The organism is Variovorax sp. GW822-FHT04A09, assembly GCF_058801005.1.
In genome coordinates this window covers 685,493-703,877 of sequence record NZ_JBXAMV010000001.1, presented here as the reverse complement: position 1 = coordinate 703,877, position 18,385 = coordinate 685,493, and the positions used below count along the sequence as shown (strand labels likewise).

The window sequence follows — 18,385 nt, the reverse complement described above, 5'->3', positions numbered from 1 at the left end:
CGGGCCCGGGCCATTGCCCGGGCCGCGCAAGCTCCCGCCAGAATAGCGCGATGAGAAAAGACATTCCCAACCTCGGCGCGCTGCAGGCCTTCGAGGCCTCGGCGCGCCTGGGGAGCTTCACCCGCGCGGCGACCGAGCTGGCGCTCACGCAAAGCGCGGTCGGGCGCCAGGTGGCGATGCTGGAGCAGCGCCTGGGCGTGCCGCTGTTCTCGCGCGTGCGCAAGCGGCTCACGCTCACAGACGTGGGCCGCGAGTACGCCGCGCGCATCCGCCGCCACCTCGACCAGATCCGCCGCGACACGCTGGAGATCAGCGCCGGCCACGAGATGGGCTTCGTGCTCGAACTGGCCGTGGTGCCGACCTTCGCCACGCAATGGCTCATTCCGCGGCTGCCCGACTTCAGCCGGCTGCACCCGAACATCACGGTGAACCTGTCGGCGCGCTCGCAGCCCTTCTCGTTCCAGGAAAACGCGTACGACGCGGCGATCTACTTCGGCGACCAGTTCTGGCCGAACACGCGCGGCGGGCTGATCTTTTCCGAAGGCGAGATGGTGCCCATCTGCAGCCCCGCGTTCCGCGACGCGCAGGCCCGGTGGGACGAAGCCGGCTTCGAGCGCCGCCGCCACGTGCACCTGAGCACGCGCGCCCATGCCTGGCGCGACTGGTACGCGCAGCAGGAATGGGAGTACACGGTGCACGCGTCGCGCGGGCCGCGCTACGAGCTGTTCACCATGGTGGTGGCCGCCGCGGCGGCGGGCATGGGCGTGGGGCTGGCGCCGCGCATCCTGGTCGAGCAGGAGCTGCGCACCGGCGAACTCGTGATCCCGGTGGACCGGCACCTGGACGTGCACCAGGGCTACTACTTCGCCTACCCCGAAGGCCGGCCGGCCTCCGGGGCGCTGGAGCAGTTCAAGCAGTGGGTGCTGGGGCTGACACCCGACTGAACACGGTCAGACCGGGTTCGGGTTGCGTTCCTTGAAGCCCTGCTGGTGCCAGTACGGGTAGGTGCGCGTCGTCGCGCTGGCCGCGTCGAGTTCGGCCACCTGCGCGGGCGTGAGGTTCCAGCCCACCGCACCGAGGTTCTGGCGCAGCTGCGCCTCGTCGCGCGCACCGACGACCACGCTGGACACCGTCGGGCGTTGCAGCAGCCAGTTGAGCGCGACCTGCGGCACCGTCTTGCCGACCTCGGCGCCGACTTTTTCGAGTGCCTCGACCACGCGGTACAGCAGCTCGTCGGGCACCGGCGGGCCCATGTCGGCCGTCACGTGCAGGCGGCTGTTGGCGGGCAGCGGCTGGCCGCGGCGGATCTTGCCCGTGAGCCGGCCCCAGCCCAGCGGGCTCCAGACCACGGCGCCCACGCCCTGGTCTTGCGCCAGCGGCATCAGCTCCCACTCGTACTCGCGCCCGACCAGCGAGTAGTACGCCTGGTGCGCCACATAGCGTGCATAGCCGCGCTGCTCGGACACCGCCAAAGACTTCATCAGGTGCCAGCCCGAGAAGTTCGACGCGCCCACATAGCGCAGCTTGCCCGCGCGCACGAGGTCGTCGAGCGTGGACAGCGTTTCTTCCACCGGCGTGCTGGCATCGAAACCGTGCAGCTGGAACAGGTCGATGTAGTCGGTGCCCAGCCGCTTCAGCGACGCATCGACCGCCTGCACGAGGTGGTGGCGCGACGAGCCCACGTCGTTCGGCCCCTCGCCGCTGCGGAAGGTGGCCTTGGTCGAGATCAGCAGCCGGTCGCGCGGCCGCCCCCTGATCGCCTCGCCCAGCACCGATTCGGCGGCGCCGCCCGAGTAGATGTCGGCGCTGTCGAACATGTTCACGCCGGCGTCCATGCAGATGTCGATCAGCGTGCGCGCCTCGGCCACGTCGGTGCTGCCCCACGCGCTGAAAAACTCGCCCTTGCCGCCGAAGGTGCCGGTGCCGAAGCTCAACACGGGGACCTTGAGGCCCGATTTGCCCAGATGACGGTATTCCAAAGTTCTACTCCTTGAATCGAACGAACAGACGAACCAGATGAATGACGCGGCCATTGTTGGCCGCCGCGCAGAACCCCGTCGCGCGTCGGGCTTTGCAGCGCTTCGGCTCGGTACGATCGAACGATGCAGATCTCGATCGAAAACCCGAACCAGCCCGACGTCATCCAGCTCATCGACGACCTCGATGCGTACCAGAAGCCGCTGTACCCACCCGAGAGCCACTACGGCATCGACATTGCCGCACTGTCGGCCGCGCACGTGCTGTTCGCCGTCGCGCGCGACGCGGCCGGCACGGCCATCGGCTGCGGCGCTGTCGTCATGAACCCCGGCTACGGCGAACTCAAGCGCATGTACGTGCGCCCGCAGAACCGCGGGCAAGGCGTCGCGGCGAAGGTGCTGGGCTTTCTCGAAGCCGAGGCGGCGGCACGCGGATGCGCGATGTTCCGGTTGGAGACAGGCGTGAGCCAGCCCGAGGCGCTGGCCTTCTATGCGCGTGCGGGGTATGCGCGGCGCGAGCGCTTCGGGGACTATCCGGACGATCCGTTGAGTGTGTTCATGCAGAAGACAGCCGCACCCCCTGCCCCCTAAGATCGCCCCGGCTTCCGCCACCACGGTCATCACAACAAGGAACGTCACATGCAGACAAGAGGGATTCTTCGCCGGCTCATGTTCACAGCGGGCTGCGCCCTGCTGCTGGGGCTTTCAGGTTGCGGCGGCGGCGGAGGGGGTGGTGGGGGCGGAGGCGGTGTGGCGATGCTGCCGTTGCCACCGGTCGGCGGCACACCGACACCACCGCCCGCGGACACAGGACGCGGGCGAGTGGTCAGCAGTTCGATGAAGTCGACCGCCACCGAAGCAACCTACCCGATCCAGGTCTACCTGCCAGCCGGCTACGACGGCGCCACGGCGAGCTACCCCACGGTCTACATCACCGACGGCGACGCGGTCTACAACCAGAGCGTGACGCGCTTCCAGAACTTCACCGACATCCTCGAGAAGGCCGGCAAGAAAGCCATCGTGGTCGGCATCGGCGGCACCTCGCGCCGCAACACCGACTATCTGATGCCGGGCGCCAAGGCGTACCACGAGTTCCTCACCGGCCAGCTGGTGCCGCATGTCGAATCGAACTACCGGGCCAACCCGGCCAGGCGCATGCTCTCGGGCCTGTCGAACGGCGGCGTCTTCACGCTCATCGCCTTCTTCACCGAAGGCGCGGCGGGCACGTTCACCTTCCAGCATTTCTTCGCATCCGACCCGCCCGCCGCCGGCGCGCGCGGCCAGCTCGATCCGCTCGAAAGCCAGATGTACGCCAACAGCAGCACCCGCGACATTCCCGTGACCCTGTTGCTGGGCTATGCCATCAGCAACGTCGGCGGCCCGGAGATCACCGCGCTGCGCGACCAGATCGCCGCGCGCAACTACAAAGGTCTGCAGCTGAGCCTGAAGGGCTACGAAGGCGGCCACACGCAGATGGACTTGCCGTCGTTCCAGGACATCGTCGCGCGGTTCATCGATTGAGGCGCAGGGTGCTGGCTCAGGGTTTTTCCTGATCCTGCACCTGTCGAATCGCAGCGGGCTCATCCGACGTCATCACAGAGGGTCGTCCTCTGTACTTCATCAGGAGAAAGCAACCATGGCCACCCACACCGTTCGCCTGCACCGCGTGCTGCGCACCACCCCCGACAAGCTCTACCGTGCCTTCGTGGAGCCTGGCGCCTTCGAGCGCTGGCTGCCGCCCTTCGGCTTCACCGGCAAGGTCCACACCATGGAGCCGGTGGTGGGCGGCGCGTGGCGCATGTCCTTCACCAACTTCGGCACCGGCCACGGCCATTCGTTCGGCGGCAAATACCTGGAACTCGTGCCCGGCCAGCGCATTGCCTACGACGCGAGCTTCGACGATCCCCACCTGCCGGGCACGATGAAGACCACGGTGGTCCTGACCGCGGTCTCGTGCGGCACGGACATGTCCGTCGTGCAGGAAGGCATCCCCGACGTGATTCCCGTCGAGATGTGCTACCTGGGCTGGCAGGAATCGCTGGTCGCGCTGGCGCAGCTGGTCGAGCCGAACATTCCGGGTTGAGGATCGGCCTCAGGCACGCCGTGCTTCACAGCCGGCGAATCCCTTGAGCCCGGCCAGCTCATCGAGGATGGGGCACTCCGGGCGCTCGTCACCTTCGCAGCAATGAGCAAGGCGCTCCAGCAGGCGCTTCATGTGCGCAAGCTCTTCGATCCGCTGGGCCAGGTCGTCGGCGCGTTCGAGCGCAACGCGCTTCACGTCGAAACTTGCACGACGACCGTCTTGCCACAGCGCGTGCAGCTCGACGACTTCCGGTGTGTCGAAACCCAGCGTGTGCGCGCGCCGCACGAAGCGCAGTGTCGACACCGCGCGTTCGTCGTAGCGGCCGCCGTGCGCCGTGTCGTCGAGCAGCCCGAGCGATTCGCAGTCGCTCAGCAGCCGCGCGGACGCACCGGAGCGCGCAACGACATCGGCAAGGGACAAGCGCGCCGCAGCAGCCGGCGCCGTGGGATGTTCCATGGGGTTCTCCTTCGAGCCAAAGCGCGAAGTCTCAACCTTCACACCATGAGAGAGTCAAACGCAAACGGCGCATGACCTTGGCGCGCCTGGGGTCAGGCGTTCGACGCGCTTGACCTTCACACGATGCCAAGCTTGACACTGCGAGTCACTCTTTTGAAAGGACTCACCCCATGCAAGCGTTTGAAATCCAGTCGATGACCTGCGGCAGCTGCGCCGGCCGCATCACCCGGGCCGTCAAGGACCTGGACCCGCAGGCCAGGATCGAGGTGGACTTGAAGAGCAGGACGGTGCGCATCGACACCACGGAGGACAGCCCTTCCGTGGTGGCCGTGCTCACAGAGGCCGGCTACCCGCCCAAACCGCTCTCGGCATGAGAACGCCGCCCGCGAACCCCGGGCGTCGGGTTCGCGGCGCGGCCATGGCCTCCTACTTGTAGATTCGCACCACCGCGTCTTCGAACGCCAGGACATCCGCGCCGACGTGCGTGGCGTTGAACTCCGTACTGAGCAGCTGCAGCCCCACATAGCCTCGCGCCGCCATCCGTTGGTACAGCGCCCTCACGTACTGTTGATTGCAGCCACTTATGCAACTTGCAAGTATCAACGTGACCGGCAGCGGCCTGCCCGCCAACGCGTCGAACATCTTCTTTTCGAGATCGTTGTTCTGGGCCTCCTGCTGCCAGAAAGCGCCCTCGATCGACACAAAGGAAGAAAACACCAGGTTGTCCGGCGCTTCGAGAAAGAGCGCCGTGGCTGCCAGGTTGCCACTGGTCGACAGGCCCGTGAGCATCCGGTTCTTGGGATTGGTCCGGTACTTCGAATCGATGAAGGGAATCAACTCCTTCGCGAGGAAGTCGTGGTACTTGAAGGCCCCGGGAAAGTTGTAGTCCTCCTGACGTCGCCCGGTGTTCCCGATGCCGACGAGGATGGCTTTCGTTCCGCGCTTCACCAGGACATCCATGAGATTCGCGAACCGTGTCTGCGGCAAGCCGTTGGTGGCATCGCCGTCGAGGGCATAGATGACGGGGTAGGCATCGGAGCCCTGGTCGTACCCGGCGGGCAGGTAGACGGAAAGAGGGTAAGGCGCGCCGGTGAACCCCGACTGGATGGATTCGGACACCACGCGGTTGGTGGGCGTCGGTGTCGGCGCTGGTGCCGGCTGCTGGGGCACGGGCCCTGCGGTCGGCGGGAGGATCGGCAGGCCACCGCCGCCCCCACCACCGCCCCCACCGCCACCGCAGGCGGACACGCCCGCGAACATCACACAGCAGCCCATCACCGCGAGCGCGCGGCGAAGCCATTCCAGTCTCATGTTGGTTCCTCGTTCCCCGGCGCAAGACGCGCCGCTCGGGATACTCAGGGCTGGCCCCCGCGCCGTCAATGTCGCTATGCAACCCCGTCCTCGCAGTTAATTCGTTCGTTTCCAAAGCGCCCGATCCCCCGCCCGTGGGGATGAAACGACAGCATCAGGGAAATCCCTGAAGACAGCGCCCCAACAGCCCCGAACACGGCGCCCCACAAGGGAAACACGCCCCTTCCGCCCCTCGCCAAAGCCCCTCGCGGCTGGCCCGCTACTTGCGATATCGCTCGGGAATGACAGAAAATTTTCATAACTGACATATATTTGTAAACTGATTTACATCACTCGCACCCTTCCCGGTGCATCGCCCGCCCCATGAGCACCAACGTCGACACCCCAGGCACCACCGTGGCCCAGCGCATTGCGCAGGCGCTGCCGCGGCTGACGCGTTCGCACCGGCAGGTGGCCGACTTCGTGCTCGGGCATCCGCTGCAGGTCGCGACGCTGCCTATCGACGAGCTCGCCGCCGCGGCCGGCGTGTCGGTGGCCACGGCCAACCGCTTTGCGCGCGCGCTCGACTTCGACGGCTACGCCGCCTTCCGCGCCGAGCTCGTGCGCGGCTTCGAGCCGCTGGTGGCACCGGTCGAGCGGCTGCGCGGCAACCTGGAGCACCCGACCACGGTGGCCGAGGTGTTCGCCACCGCGCTCGACGAGAGCCGCCGCAACATCGAAGCCACGCGCCAGTCGCTGGACTACGCCGCCTGCGAGGCCGCGGTGCAGCGCATCCTGAAGGCGCGCTCGATCTACATCGGCGGCTTCGGCGCCAGCGCCTGGCTTGCGGGGCTGCTGCAGCACGGGCTCGATGGTTCCTGCAGCGACGTGCGCATGCTCTCCAGCGTGAGCGGCGTGACGCATTCGGCGCGCACGCTGATGCACGCGGGGCCGCAGGACCTGTTCATCGGCCTCACCTTTCCGCGCTACCTCACCGACACGGTGGCGCTGGCGCAGATCGCGCGCAGCCAGGGCTGCGCCGTGCTCGCGCTGACCGACCGGCCCAGCTCGCCCATCGCACCGCTGGCCGACGTGGTGCTGTACGGCCAGACCGAAACCAGCTACCGCCCCAACTGCGAGACCAGCGTGCTCGCGCTGATCGAGGCACTGACCAGCGCCGTCGCCCTGCGCGCGCCCGGCGCGGCGCAGTCGGCCGGCCGCATCCTGCAGGCGGTGCGCCCGTGGCTGCACGGCGGGCTGGGCCAGGGCCACGCGCGCGGCGAAGTCTCCATGCCCTCCCTCCCCGCCGCCGTTGCTTCCGACGCCGGCAAGAAAAAGAAGAAAGCTTCCCGATGAAGAACGTCACGCCCGTCATCGCCATCCACGGCGGCGCCGGCACCATCAGCGCCTCGACGACCAACCCCGAGCAGGCGCAGGCCTACCACGACGCGCTGCAGGCCATCGTGCGCGCCGCGCAGGCCGCATTGCTCAAGGGCATGTCCGCGCTCGACGCCACCTGCCTGGCGGTCGAGATGCTCGAAGACTGCCCGCTCTTCAATGCCGGCTACGGCGCGGTGTTCACGCACGAGGAAACGCACGAGCTCGACGCCGCCGTGATGGACGGCGCCACGCTCGCGGCCGGCGCCATCGCCGGCGTGAGCCACGTGCGCCGCCCGGTGCGCGCCGCGCGCGCCGTGCTCGAGGACGGCGCCCACGTGCTGCTGGCCGGCGCAGGAGCCGAAGCCTTCGCGCGCGACCGCGGCTTGGAGATGGTCGAGCCCTTCTTCTTCTCGACCGACGCGCGCCGCCAGCAGCTGTACCGCGTGCGCGACACGGGCCGCGTGGTCACCGACCACGAAGGCGCCGCCATGACCAAGCCGCCGCTGGACGAAGACAAGAAGTTCGGCACCGTCGGCGCCGTGGCGCTCGACATCCACGGCCACCTGGCCGCCGCCACCTCGACCGGCGGCATGACCAACAAGCGCGTGGGCCGCGTCGGCGACACACCGCTCATCGGCTCCGGCACCTACGCCGACGACCGCACCGCTGCCATCTCGTGCACCGGCAGCGGCGAAATGTTCATCCGCGTCGCAGCCGCCTACGACATCTGCGCGCGCATGGCCTACGGCGGCGCCACGCTCGAAGCGGCCACGCACGCCGTGGTGCACGAGTCGCTGCCCGCCATCGGCGGCACCGGCGGCCTGATCGCCGTCGACCGCCACGGCAACCTGAGCCTGGCCTTCAACACCGAAGGCATGTACCGCGGCCACGCGCGCGGCGACGAAACGCCAGTGACGGCCATCTTCGCCTGACGCACACGCCCTACTTTTCTCCCGCATCCGCCATGTCCTCCCCTGCCCTGAACCTGCCCGACGGCCGCGTGCTCGCCGTCGACGACCTCACCGTGCGTTTCTCGACCTCCGAGCGCACGGTCGATGCCGTCAAGAAGCTGTCCTTCCACGTCGACCACGGCGAAACGCTCGCGGTGGTGGGTGAATCGGGGTCGGGCAAGTCGGTCACCTCGCTCGCGCTGATGCGGCTGGTGGAGCACGGCGGCGGTCGCATCCTCGGCGGCAGCATGGCCTTCCGCCGGCGCAACGGCGAGGTGCTCGACCTGGCGCAGGCGCGCGACGGCACGATGCGCGGCATCCGCGGTGCGGACATTGCGATGATCTTCCAGGAGCCGATGACCTCGCTGAACCCGGTGTTCACCGCCGGCGACCAGATCGCCGAGGCCATCCGCATCCACCAGGGCAAGAGCAACGCAGCGGCGCGCGCCGAGGCGCTGCGCATGCTCGAGCTCGTGCGCATTCCCGAAGCGCGCAACGTGCTCGACCGCTTTCCGCACCAGCTGTCGGGCGGCATGCGCCAGCGCGTGATGATCGCGATGGCGCTGTCGTGCAAGCCGCAGCTGCTGATCGCCGACGAGCCCACCACCGCGCTCGACGTGACGATCCAGGCGCAGATCCTCCAGCTCATCCGCGAGCTGCAGAAAGAGATGCGCATGGGCGTGCTCTTCATCACGCACGACATGGGCGTGGTGGCCGAAATTGCCGACCGCGTGCTCGTGATGTACCGCGGCGACAAGGTCGAAGCCGGCAGCTCCGACACCGTGTTCGCCTCGCCGCAGCACCCCTACACCCGGGCGCTGCTGTCGGCCGTGCCCAAGCTCGGCGCGATGCAGGGCACCGACCTGCCGGCCAAGTTCGAGCTCCTTCGTACCGAGTCCGGCACCGAAGACAGCACCGACACCGTGCTCTGCACGAACACCACGCCGCAGACCACCGTGCGCGAAGACGCCGGCCCGATCCTGCGCGTGCGCGACCTCGTCACGCGCTTCGACGTGCGCAGCGGCATCTTCGGCCGCGTGAAGCGCCGCGTGCACGCGGTGGAAAAGATCAGCTTCGACCTGTACCCCGGAGAAACGCTGGCGCTGGTCGGCGAATCGGGCTGCGGCAAGTCGACCACGGGCCGCTCGCTGCTGCGCCTGGTCGAGAGCCAGAGCGGCGCGATCGAGTTCGGCGGCAAGAACATCCGCGAGCTGCCCACGCGCGAGCTGCAGGCGCTGCGCCGCAACATCCAGTTCATCTTCCAGGACCCGTTCGCGTCGCTCGATCCGCGCGTGACGGTGGGCTTCTCGATCATGGAACCGCTGCTCATCCACGGCATCGCCAAGGGCGCCGAGGCGCAGCAGCGCGTCGACTGGCTGCTGCAGAAAGTGGGCCTGCCGCCCGAGGTGGCGCAGCGCTACCCGCACGAGTTCTCGGGCGGCCAGCGCCAGCGCATCGCGATCGCGCGTGCGCTCGCGCTCAACCCGAAGGTGGTGGTGGCCGACGAATCGGTGTCGGCGCTCGATGTGTCCATCCAGGCGCAGATCGTCAACCTCATGCTCGACCTGCAGCGCGAGCTGGGCGTGGCGTTTCTCTTCATCTCGCACGACATGGCCGTGGTCGAGCGCATCAGCCACCGCGTGGCCGTGATGTACCTGGGCCAGATCGTCGAGATCGGCCCGCGCCGCGCCGTTTTCGAGGCGCCGCAGCACCCCTACACACGCAAGCTGATGGCCGCCGTGCCGGTGGCCGACCCGTCGCGCCGCCACAAGCCGCGCGCGTTGCTCGAAGGCGAAATTCCCAGCCCGATCCGCGCCGTGGGCGACGAGCCCGACGTGCCGCCGCTGGTGCAGGTTGCGCCCGGCCACTTCGTGGCACGGCATGCCATCGGCGGCGCCTTCTGAGTCCGAACCGTTTTTTCACCCGCAGGCCCCCTGCATTTTTTCCACGAACCGACTGGAGTTCTTCCATGAAGCAATCTTCTTCCTCCCTGCGCTGGGCATCCGCACTGCTGGGCCTGGCCGCGCTCGCCGCCTCGGGCTCGGCACTGGCTGCCAAAGACGTGGTGCTGGCCATCGGCTACCAGCCGGAAACGCTGGACCCGTACAACACCAACACGACCATCACCACGGCCGTGACCAAGACCTTCTATGAAGGCCTGTTCCAGTTCGACAAGGACCTGAAGGTGCAGAACGTGCTCGCCGAGAGCTACGACGTGTCCAAGGACGGCCTGGTCTACACCATCAAGCTGCGCACCGGCGTGAAGTTCCACGACGGCACCGACTTCAACGCGGAAGCGGTGAAGGTCACGCTCGACCGCGTGCTGAACCAGGACAACAAGCTGCTGCGCTACAACCAGTTCAACCGCGTGGGCAAGGTCGAGGCCGTGAACCCGACCACCGTGCGCATCACGCTGAAGGAGCCCTTCGGCCCCTTCATCAACTCGCTGGCCCACGCCTCGGCCGCGATGATCTCGCCCACGGCGCTGAAGAAATGGGGCAACAAGGACATCGCCTTCCACCCCGTAGGCACGGGCCCCTTCGAGTTCGTGGAGTGGAAGCAGACCGACGCCGTGAAGGCCAAGAAGTTCGACGGCTACTGGAAGAAGGGCTTCCCGAAGGTCGACAACCTGCAATGGAAGCCGGTGCTCGAGAACAACACGCGCGCCGCGATGCTGCAGACCGGCGAAGCCGACTTTGCCTTCCCCATTCCCTACGAGCAGGCCGAGCTGCTGAAGAAGAGCGACAAGCTCGAAGTGGTGGCCTCGCCCTCGATCATCACGCGCTTCCTGGCCTTCAACATGCTGCAAAAGCCGTATGACAACCCGAAGGTGCGCGAAGCCATCGGCTACGCCATCAACAAGGAAGCGCTGTCGAAGGTCGCCTTCGGCGGCTATGCCTTCCCCGCGCAGGGCGTGATGCCCCAGGGCGTGAAGTTCGCCGAGAAGATGGCGCCCATTCCCTACGACGTGAAGAAGGCCAAGGCCCTGCTGGCCGAGGCCGGCTACCCGAACGGCTTCGAGTCGGTGCTGTGGAGCGCCTACAACAACACGACCAGCCAGAAGACGATCCAGTTCGTGCAGCAGCAGCTCGCACAGGTGGGCATCAAGCTGCAGGTGCAGGCGCTCGAAGTGGGCCAGCGCACCGAGCAGGTCGATGCATGGCCCGATCCGAAGACGGCCAAGGTCCGCATGTACTACACGGGCTGGTCGTCGTCGACCGGTGAAGCCGACTGGGGCCTGCGTCCGCTGTTCGCTTCCGAGTCGTGGGCGCCCAAGCTCAACAACATGTCGTTCTACAAGAGCGACGTGGTCGACGCCGCGATCGCCAAGGCGCTCGTGACGGTGGACGACAAGGAAAAGGCCGCGCTGTACAAGACCGCGCAGGAAGAGATCCGCAAGGACCTGCCGCGCGTGCCGCTGGTCACCGAGCAGAACCTGTCGGCGCACGCCAAGCGCCTGTCGGGTGTGTTCGTGATGCCCGATGCGAACATCAACATCGACGCCATGTCGGTGTCGAACTGATCGCAGCTCCTTCGTTTCCTGACTGACTGTCCGGCGGGCGATGGCACCGCGCCATCGCCCGTTCGCGACAACCGTATCCCATGCTGAATTACTTCCTCAAACGACTGTTGGGCCTGATCCCCACGCTGCTCATCGTGGCAGTGCTGGTGTTCCTGTTCGTCCACATGCTCCCCGGCGACCCGGCGCGCCTTGCCGCCGGCCAGGACGCCGACGAGCAGACCGTGGCCATGGTGCGCGCGGAGCTCGGGCTGGACAAGCCGCTGCCCCAGCAGTTCGTGAGCTTCTTCACCCACATGGTGCAAGGCGACTTCGGCACCTCGATCCGCACGCGGCGGCCGGTGTCGACGGAGATTGCCGAGCGCTTTTTCCCGACGGTGATGCTGACCATCACCAGCATGGTGTGGGCGGTGATCTTCGGCATGGGGATCGGCATCGTGTCGGCGGTGTACCGCAACAAGTGGCCCGACCGCATCGGCATGACGCTGGCGGTGTCGGGCATCTCATTCCCCGCATTTGCATTGGGCATGCTGCTCATGCAGATCTTCTCGGTGCAGCTCGGCTGGCTGCCCACGGTGGGCGCCGCGACCTGGCAGCACTACATCCTGCCCTCGATCACGCTGGGCGCGGCCGTCGCGGCCGTGATGGCGCGCTTCACGCGCGCCTCGTTCGTCGAAGTGATCCAGGAAGACTTCGTGCGCACCGCGCGTGCCAAGGGCGTGCACGAAACCAGCGTGGTGTTCAAGCACACGCTGCGCAACGCGCTGATTCCGGTGGTCACGATGATGGGCCTGCAGTTCGGCTTCCTGCTGGGCGGCTCCATTCTTGTGGAGGCGGTGTTCAACTGGCCCGGCCTGGGCCGCCTGCTGGTCGATGCCGTGCAGATGCGCGACTACCCAGTGATCCAGACGCTGGTGCTGCTGTTCTCGCTCGAATTCATCCTGATCAACCTCGTGGTCGATGTGCTGTACGGCTACATCAACCCGACCATCCGCTACAAGTGAGCACGCAGCCATGACGCAAGCTACCGGCGTGTCTGCCGAATCCATCGTTCCACTGTCCCCCGTTGCCGTTGCGCTGACCGCCGGCAAGGTCCGCACGCCCTGGGGCGAATGCTGGCGCCGTTTCAAGAAGCAGCCCGTGGGCATCGTGGCGGCCATCTTCGTGCTGCTGCTGGTGGTGATCGCGGTGTTCGCACCGTGGATCGTGCCCTTCGACCCCGAGAACTTCTTCGACTACGACATGCTGAACAGCGGGCCCTCGGCCACGCACTGGTTCGGCGTCGATCCGCTGGGTCGCGACATCTTCAGCCGCATCCTGGCGGGCACGCGCATCTCGCTGGCGGCCGGCTTCCTGTCGGTGCTGGTGGGCGGCATCATCGGCACGGCCTTCGGCCTGCTGGCGGGCTACTACGAAGGCTGGTGGGACCGCATCGTGATGCGCATCTCGGACGTGCTGTTCGCCTTCCCCGGCATCCTGCTGGCGCTGGGCGTGGTGGCCATCCTGGGCAGCAGCATGACCAATGTGGTGGTGGCGGTGTCGGTGTTCAGCGTGCCGGCCTTTGCGCGCCTGGTGCGCGGCAACACGCTGGTGCTCAAGCAGCAGACCTACATCGAGGCCGAGCGCAGCATCGGCGCGTCCGACTGGACCATCATCGTGCGCCACATCCTGCCGGGCACGATCTCGTCGATCGTCGTGTACTTCTCGATGCGCGTGGGCACCTCGATCATCACGGCGGCCAGCCTCTCGTTCCTGGGCATGGGCGCGCAGCCGCCGACGCCCGAGTGGGGCGCGATGCTCAACGAAGCCCGCGCCGACATGGTGACCTCGCCGCACGTGGCGCTGTTCCCCAGCCTGGCCATCTTCTTCACCGTGCTGGCCTTCAACCTGCTGGGCGATGCGCTGCGCGACGCGCTCGATCCGAAGATCGACCGCCAGTAAGCCCGTTCTTCTTTTTCTTTCTTCATGGCCTCGACGACCTCCCTGCCCTTCATCGGCACCCTGCCTGCGGGCACGCGAGACGCCATCACGGACGTCGCGGGCGTCACGGTCGGCCACCGCACGCTGGCCGACGGCCCGGTGCAGACCGGCGTGACCGTGATCCGCCCGCACGCCGGCGACCCGTTCCGCGACAAGGTGCCGGCCGCGGCCGTGGTGCTCAACGGCTTCGGCAAGAGCGTGGGGCTGGTGCAGCTGGCCGAACTCGGCGTGCTGGAAACGCCGATCGCGCTGACCAACACCTTCTCGGTCGGCACCGTGGCGACGGCGCAGATCCGCCATTGCGCGGCGGCCAACCCCGAGACCGGCCGCGCGCTGCCCACGGTGAACCCGCTGGTCTTCGAGTGCAACGACGGTTTTCTCAACGACATCCAGCGGCTGGCCGTGACCGAGGCCGACTACCTGCAGGCGCTCGACGCCGCCGGGGCCGATTTCGAACAGGGCTCGGTCGGCGCCGGACGCGGCATGTCGAGCTTCCAGCTCAAGGGCGGCATCGGCAGCGCGTCGCGCCGCGTGGCGATGGCCGACGGCACGACCCACACGGTGGGCACGCTGGTGCTCGCGAACTACGGGCGCCAGCCGCAGCTGGTGCTGGCCGGGCACGCGGTGGGCGAACGGCTCGCGGCGCTGCAGGCAGCGAAGGAAGCGGCGGAGCCCGAGAAGGGCTCGATCATCATCATCGTCGCCACCGACGCGCCGCTCGACGCGCGCCAGCTGCGCCGCCTGGCACTGCGCGCGGGCGCGGGGCTGGCCCGCACCGGCTCGGTCTACGGCCACGGCAGCGGCGACCTCGTGCTGGCCTTCTCAACGGCCTACACGATCCCCGACCGCGCCGACCGGCCCATGCCGGCCGTGGCGATGCTGCACGACACACGGCTCGACGGGCTGTTCCAGGCCGCGGCCGACAGCACCGAGCAGGCCATACTTCATGCGCTGTGGCGCGCCACGCCGGTCACGGGCCGCGACGGCAACCACCGCGCCACGCTCGGCGAACTGCTGCCGGCGTCTTCCCTTTCACCTCTCGCCTGAACACACGTCCATGAAAGTCCTGATCTCCACCGACATCGAAGGCGTTGCGGGCGTCTACCACCACGAGCAGGCGCGCCAGGGCAACCCCGAGTACGAACGCGCCCGCGTGCTGATGGCGCAGGAGGCCAACGCGGCGATTGCCGGCGCCTTCGACGCCGGCGCCACCGAGGTGCTGGTGAACGACTCGCACGGCGGCTTTCGCAACATGCCGCCCGATGTGCTCGATGCACGCGCCCGTGTCGTGCAGGGCAAGCCGCGCTACCTGAGCATGGTGGCCGGCGTGGAAGAAGGCGTGGACGCGCTGTGCATGGTGGGCTACCACTCGCGCGCACAGGGCCGCGGCATCCTGGCGCACACGATCAACAGTTTCGCCTTCGCGAGCATCTCGCTCGGCAACCAGGAACTGGGCGAAGCCGGACTCTACGGCGCGCTGGCCGGCGAATACGGCGTGCCGGTCGTGATGGCCAGCGGCGACGACGTGTTCATCTCCGAGAACCAGGCGCTCTTCCCGCATGCGAGCTTCGTGCAGACCAAGAAGGCGACCGGCTTCAACAGCGGCGTGTCGCTGTCGCCGGAGCAGTCGCGCCAGGCGATCCGCGCTGGCGTGATCGAAGGGCTGGCCGCGCGCGCCCACGCACGTCCGCTGGTCTTCCAGGGCCCGCAGGTGGTCACGCTGCGCACTCAGTCGCCGATGATGGCCGACCTGTTCTGCCAGTGGCCGAGCTTCGAGCGCGTCGACGGCGTGACGCTGCGCTTCAGCGCCGACTCGGTGGAGTCGGCCGTGCGCATGCTGAACTGCTGTTCGGCGATGTCGTCGATGCTGCGCTGAAGCCGCGCGCCTTCAAGGCACTTCAAGGCAGCGCGAGGCTGAAGCGCACGTGACCGTCCTGTCCGGCGCTGTCGAGCCGGGCGTGCCCCCGATGCAACTCGGCGATCTGGTGCACGAGGTACAGGCCGAGGCCAGCGCCCGGTGAGCGCGCCGCCTGGCGGCCGCGGAAGTACTTCTCGAACAGCCGCGGCACCTCGTCGTGCGGAATCGCGTCGCCGGGGTTGCTCACGCGGATGTCCAGTCCGCCCGTTTCCGCCGGCACCACATCGAGCACGATCGCGCGGCCGGCCGGCGTGTGACGGTCGGCGTTGGCCAGCAGGTTGCGCAGCGCCACGCGCAGCAGGCCGGGGTCGCACACCAGCTGCGGCGGCAGGTGGCTGCCCTGCCACACGACGCGGCCGTCGGGCCAGTCCGCCACCAGGTCCTCGAACAGTTCCAGCAACTCGTCGCGCTCGCAGGGGCGCGGCTGGAACGGCGTCTGGCCGGCTTCCATGCGATCGGAGGTCAGGTACTCGTCGACCAGCGCCGTCATGCGCTGCGCGGCGGCGCGCAGGTTCAGGCAGCGCGCTAGCGTCTTCTCGCGCGCGGCGTCGAGGTTCTTGGCGATCTGCTGCGCCGTGGTGTGGATGATCGCCAGCGGCGTGCGGAACTCGTGCGACACCATGGCGACGAAGTCCACCTGCGACTGCTTGGCGCGGCGCTCGGTCTCCAGCGCCGCGCGCAGGTCGACCTCGAGGCGCTGGCGCTGCTCGATCTCGCCGCGCAGGTCGGCCGTGCGCTTGCGCACCTCGTCTTCCAGCCGGTCGTTCTGGCGCCCGACCACGTGCACCAGGCGCGCCTGCGCGGCTTCCTTCTCGCGGCGCAGTTGGTCGTAGCGGCGGTTCAGCCGCATGCTCATGAGCAGCAGGTGCAGCAGCGTGCCCACGGCGGTCGCGTTGTCGGTCCAAGCGCCGGCCGGCAGCCAGCCCTGGTTACGCAGGAAGCTCACCATCACGCCCACGTAGTAGATGCCGAAGATGACGAGAAAGGCCCGCGCCTGGCCCTGGTCGCGCGGCAGCAACCACAGCGCGGCGGCGATCAGGTAGACGATGCACAGCATCGCCGTCCCCTGCACCGCCTGCATGGCCAGGCCGTTGGCGCCGGCCAGCACCAGCGCCACCGCGATGGCACTCACGAGGCCCACCACGCGCACCGCCACGCGAGTGAAGCGCGGCCACTGCACGTCGGTTCCCAGCTGCATGCCGGCGAAGCGGATGCCGATGGCCACGCCGGCGCAGATCGACAGGCTCAGCAGCAGGTCGGACAGCCGCGCGGGCATGGCCAGCAGCTGCTGCGGCAGCCCGGCCGTCAGGAACTCGACCAGCAGCGCGTTCGCCACATAGACCAGGTACCAGGCGCTCAGGCGCTCGCGCGTCATCTGCCAGAACAGCGTGTGAAAGGCGAGCAGCATCAGGCCGAATCCGAAGCCCAGGCCGTAGAAAAGGTACTCGCGCCGCGCGGTGCCCGCATAGACCTCGGGCGCGGCGAAACCGATGGTGGTCGACATGGCGTTGCGCGACTGCAGGCGCAGCAGCAGCGGCGTGGGTTCGGTGCTCTCCAGCGTGAGCGGCAATTGCACGTTGCGCGCGTCCACCGGCCAGTGCTCGCGGCCGATGTCTTCGCCGGACTGCACGGCCAGCTGCCAGCGGCCGGTGTCGTCCCAGCGGTACAGCCGCACGTCGTCGAGCAGTGCGTTCCTGAACTGCGCCAGCCACCGCTGCTGCGGTGCGTCGGCCGGGCGCTGCACCTCGAGCCGGATCCACACGGCATCGCGCGTGAAGCCCGCATTCACGGCGCCGGGCAAGGCCTTCCAGCCCGGCGCGGCGGCGGCTTCGTCGGCACTGAGGCGCCCTTCGGGGTCGCGCAGCATCGACAACTGGCCGTGGCTGTCGACGCTCGCCAACGGATTCAGCCGCAGCACGCCGGCGGCGGCCGCGGTGGAAAAGAGAAGGCCCAGCACGGCAAGGCAACCGCACCGCCACAGGCACCGAGCAAGGCGTTTCATGGGCGCGGATTATCGAGGCGACACCTAGAATCTGCGCGCCCTTCGCCCCGCTTAGAAACGCTCAGATTCCCCCGGCCACCAGCCCCTACCCTGTTCCCATGCGTGATGTGATCCTGCTGGAAGATGAAGCCGTGCTGCGCGAAGAGTTGAGCGAGTTCCTGACCGGCAGCGGCTACCGGGTCGATGCCGAGGCGTCGCTCGAAGGCTTCCACCGCACCTACGACCCGGCCCGCCACGGCATCGCGCTGGTCGACCTCGGGCTGCCCGACGGCGACGGCCTGTCGCTGATCCGCGAGTTGCGCGAACGCGGCGAGCGCCTGGGCATCGTCGTGCTGACGGCGCGCGGCGGCGCCCGCGACCGCGTGACGGGGCTGGACATCGGCGCCGACTACTACCTGTCCAAGACCACCGACCTCGATGAGCTGGCGGCCACGCTGGCGGCACTGTCGCGGCGCCTGGGCGATTCGCCCGCCGCGCTGCCGGCCGACGCCTGGGTGCTGGAGCTGGGCCCGCGCCGGCTGTCGCCGCCGGGCTTCGCGCCCATTGCGCTGTCGGAACAGGACCTCACGGTGCTGCACGAACTGATGCGCAGCGGCGGCGAAATCGCCAGCCGCCAGCAGATCGTGCAGGCGCTGGGCGAGCACTACCTGAGCTACGACCAGCGCCGTCTCGACACGCAGATTCGCCGCCTGCGGCGCAAGGTCAGCGAGGCCACGGGGCTGGTGCTGCCGATCAACACGGCGCGCAACGCCGGCTACCGCTTCCACGCCAAGACGCTCATCCGGCGCTAGTCCGGCGCTGTTCGGGCGCCGGCCCGGCGCTCAGAAACG

At 68.2% G+C, this 18,385-nt stretch carries 18 protein-coding genes; 14 read left to right on the top strand and 4 right to left on the bottom strand.

The features are described from left to right. Positions 1-50 precede the first annotated feature (50 nt). Complete coding sequence (locus AC1RLW_RS03065; RefSeq protein ID WP_493192184.1) at positions 51-944, top strand: LysR substrate-binding domain-containing protein; 894 nt, start codon at positions 51-53, stop codon at positions 942-944. A 6-nt stretch (positions 945-950) separates the two neighbouring features. Here AC1RLW_RS03065 and AC1RLW_RS03060 read toward each other — a convergent pair whose 3' ends face one another. Next, positions 951-1,979 carry an aldo/keto reductase gene (locus tag AC1RLW_RS03060; RefSeq protein WP_493192183.1) on the bottom strand — a complete coding sequence of 343 codons (1,029 nt, stop codon included), beginning with the start codon at positions 1,977-1,979 and terminating at the stop codon, positions 951-953. A gap of 123 nt (positions 1,980-2,102) precedes the next feature. Between AC1RLW_RS03060 and AC1RLW_RS03055 the strand changes: the two genes are divergently transcribed. The 3 genes from AC1RLW_RS03055 to AC1RLW_RS03045 all read left to right on the top strand — a co-directional run bounded on the left by AC1RLW_RS03055 (position 2,103) and on the right by AC1RLW_RS03045 (position 4,059). Continuing rightward, entirely contained in the window at positions 2,103-2,567 is a 465-nt protein-coding gene (locus tag AC1RLW_RS03055; protein ID WP_493192182.1) for a GNAT family N-acetyltransferase, read from the top strand. 246 nt (positions 2,568-2,813) lie between these two features. Further along, entirely contained in the window at positions 2,814-3,497 is a 684-nt protein-coding gene (locus tag AC1RLW_RS03050; RefSeq protein ID WP_493192181.1) for an alpha/beta hydrolase, read from the top strand. A gap of 115 nt (positions 3,498-3,612) precedes the next feature. After that, a complete protein-coding gene (locus tag AC1RLW_RS03045) occupies positions 3,613-4,059 on the top strand; it encodes an SRPBCC family protein (RefSeq protein WP_493192180.1) in 447 nt (148 codons plus the stop codon). A gap of 9 nt (positions 4,060-4,068) precedes the next feature. Here the strand turns inward: AC1RLW_RS03045 and AC1RLW_RS03040 are convergent, their stop codons facing one another. Continuing rightward, entirely contained in the window at positions 4,069-4,515 is a 447-nt protein-coding gene (locus AC1RLW_RS03040; RefSeq protein ID WP_062472534.1) for a MerR family DNA-binding protein, read from the bottom strand. Positions 4,516-4,685: 170 nt separating this feature from the next. Between AC1RLW_RS03040 and AC1RLW_RS03035 the strand changes: the two genes are divergently transcribed. Beyond that, positions 4,686-4,889, top strand: coding sequence for a heavy-metal-associated domain-containing protein (locus AC1RLW_RS03035; protein ID WP_095745482.1), 204 nt, complete (start codon positions 4,686-4,688; stop codon positions 4,887-4,889). A 52-nt stretch (positions 4,890-4,941) separates the two neighbouring features. Here AC1RLW_RS03035 and AC1RLW_RS03030 read toward each other — a convergent pair whose 3' ends face one another. Continuing rightward, a complete protein-coding gene (locus AC1RLW_RS03030; protein WP_493192179.1) occupies positions 4,942-5,826 on the bottom strand; it encodes an alpha/beta hydrolase in 885 nt (294 codons plus the stop codon). Positions 5,827-6,189: 363 nt separating this feature from the next. Here AC1RLW_RS03030 and AC1RLW_RS03025 point away from each other — a divergent pair, with 363 nt between their 5' ends. The 8 genes from AC1RLW_RS03025 (at position 6,190) to AC1RLW_RS02990 (ending at position 15,511) form a co-directional block, all read left to right on the top strand. Then, positions 6,190-7,161, top strand: a complete 972-nt coding sequence (locus tag AC1RLW_RS03025; protein WP_493192178.1) for a MurR/RpiR family transcriptional regulator — start codon at positions 6,190-6,192, stop codon at positions 7,159-7,161. Then, positions 7,158-8,117: an isoaspartyl peptidase/L-asparaginase family protein gene (locus AC1RLW_RS03020; protein WP_159276738.1), complete on the top strand. Its 960-nt coding sequence runs from the start codon at positions 7,158-7,160 to the stop codon at positions 8,115-8,117. The genes AC1RLW_RS03025 and AC1RLW_RS03020 overlap by 4 nt, the downstream gene beginning before the upstream one ends. Before the next feature lie 32 nt (positions 8,118-8,149). Further along, entirely contained in the window at positions 8,150-10,039 is a 1,890-nt protein-coding gene (locus tag AC1RLW_RS03015; protein WP_493192177.1) for a dipeptide ABC transporter ATP-binding protein, read from the top strand. Between the two features lie 65 nt (positions 10,040-10,104). Continuing rightward, positions 10,105-11,658, top strand: coding sequence for a glutathione ABC transporter substrate-binding protein GsiB (gene gsiB / locus AC1RLW_RS03010; RefSeq protein WP_493192176.1), 1,554 nt, complete (start codon positions 10,105-10,107; stop codon positions 11,656-11,658). 80 nt (positions 11,659-11,738) lie between these two features. Next, the gene (gene gsiC, locus AC1RLW_RS03005; protein WP_062472516.1) at positions 11,739-12,659 is read left to right on the top strand and encodes a glutathione ABC transporter permease GsiC; all 921 of its coding nucleotides are present in this window, start codon (positions 11,739-11,741) and stop codon (positions 12,657-12,659) included. Between the two features lie 10 nt (positions 12,660-12,669). Next, positions 12,670-13,596 (top strand): glutathione ABC transporter permease GsiD, encoded by a 927-nt coding sequence (gene gsiD, locus AC1RLW_RS03000; protein ID WP_070060869.1) that lies wholly within the window; start codon positions 12,670-12,672, stop codon positions 13,594-13,596. Between the two features lie 24 nt (positions 13,597-13,620). Further along, entirely contained in the window at positions 13,621-14,682 is a 1,062-nt protein-coding gene (locus tag AC1RLW_RS02995; protein ID WP_493192175.1) for a DmpA family aminopeptidase, read from the top strand. A gap of 10 nt (positions 14,683-14,692) precedes the next feature. Beyond that, positions 14,693-15,511, top strand: a complete 819-nt coding sequence (locus AC1RLW_RS02990) for a M55 family metallopeptidase (RefSeq protein WP_062472510.1) — start codon at positions 14,693-14,695, stop codon at positions 15,509-15,511. Positions 15,512-15,533: 22 nt separating this feature from the next. Here AC1RLW_RS02990 and AC1RLW_RS02985 read toward each other — a convergent pair whose 3' ends face one another. Continuing rightward, on the bottom strand, positions 15,534-17,510 hold the full coding sequence (locus tag AC1RLW_RS02985) for a sensor histidine kinase (protein ID WP_493192174.1): 1,977 nt from the start codon (positions 17,508-17,510) through the stop codon (positions 15,534-15,536). Positions 17,511-17,653: 143 nt separating this feature from the next. Here AC1RLW_RS02985 and AC1RLW_RS02980 point away from each other — a divergent pair, with 143 nt between their 5' ends. Then, positions 17,654-18,346: a response regulator transcription factor gene (locus tag AC1RLW_RS02980; RefSeq protein WP_493192173.1), complete on the top strand. Its 693-nt coding sequence runs from the start codon at positions 17,654-17,656 to the stop codon at positions 18,344-18,346. Positions 18,347-18,385 lie beyond the last annotated feature (39 nt).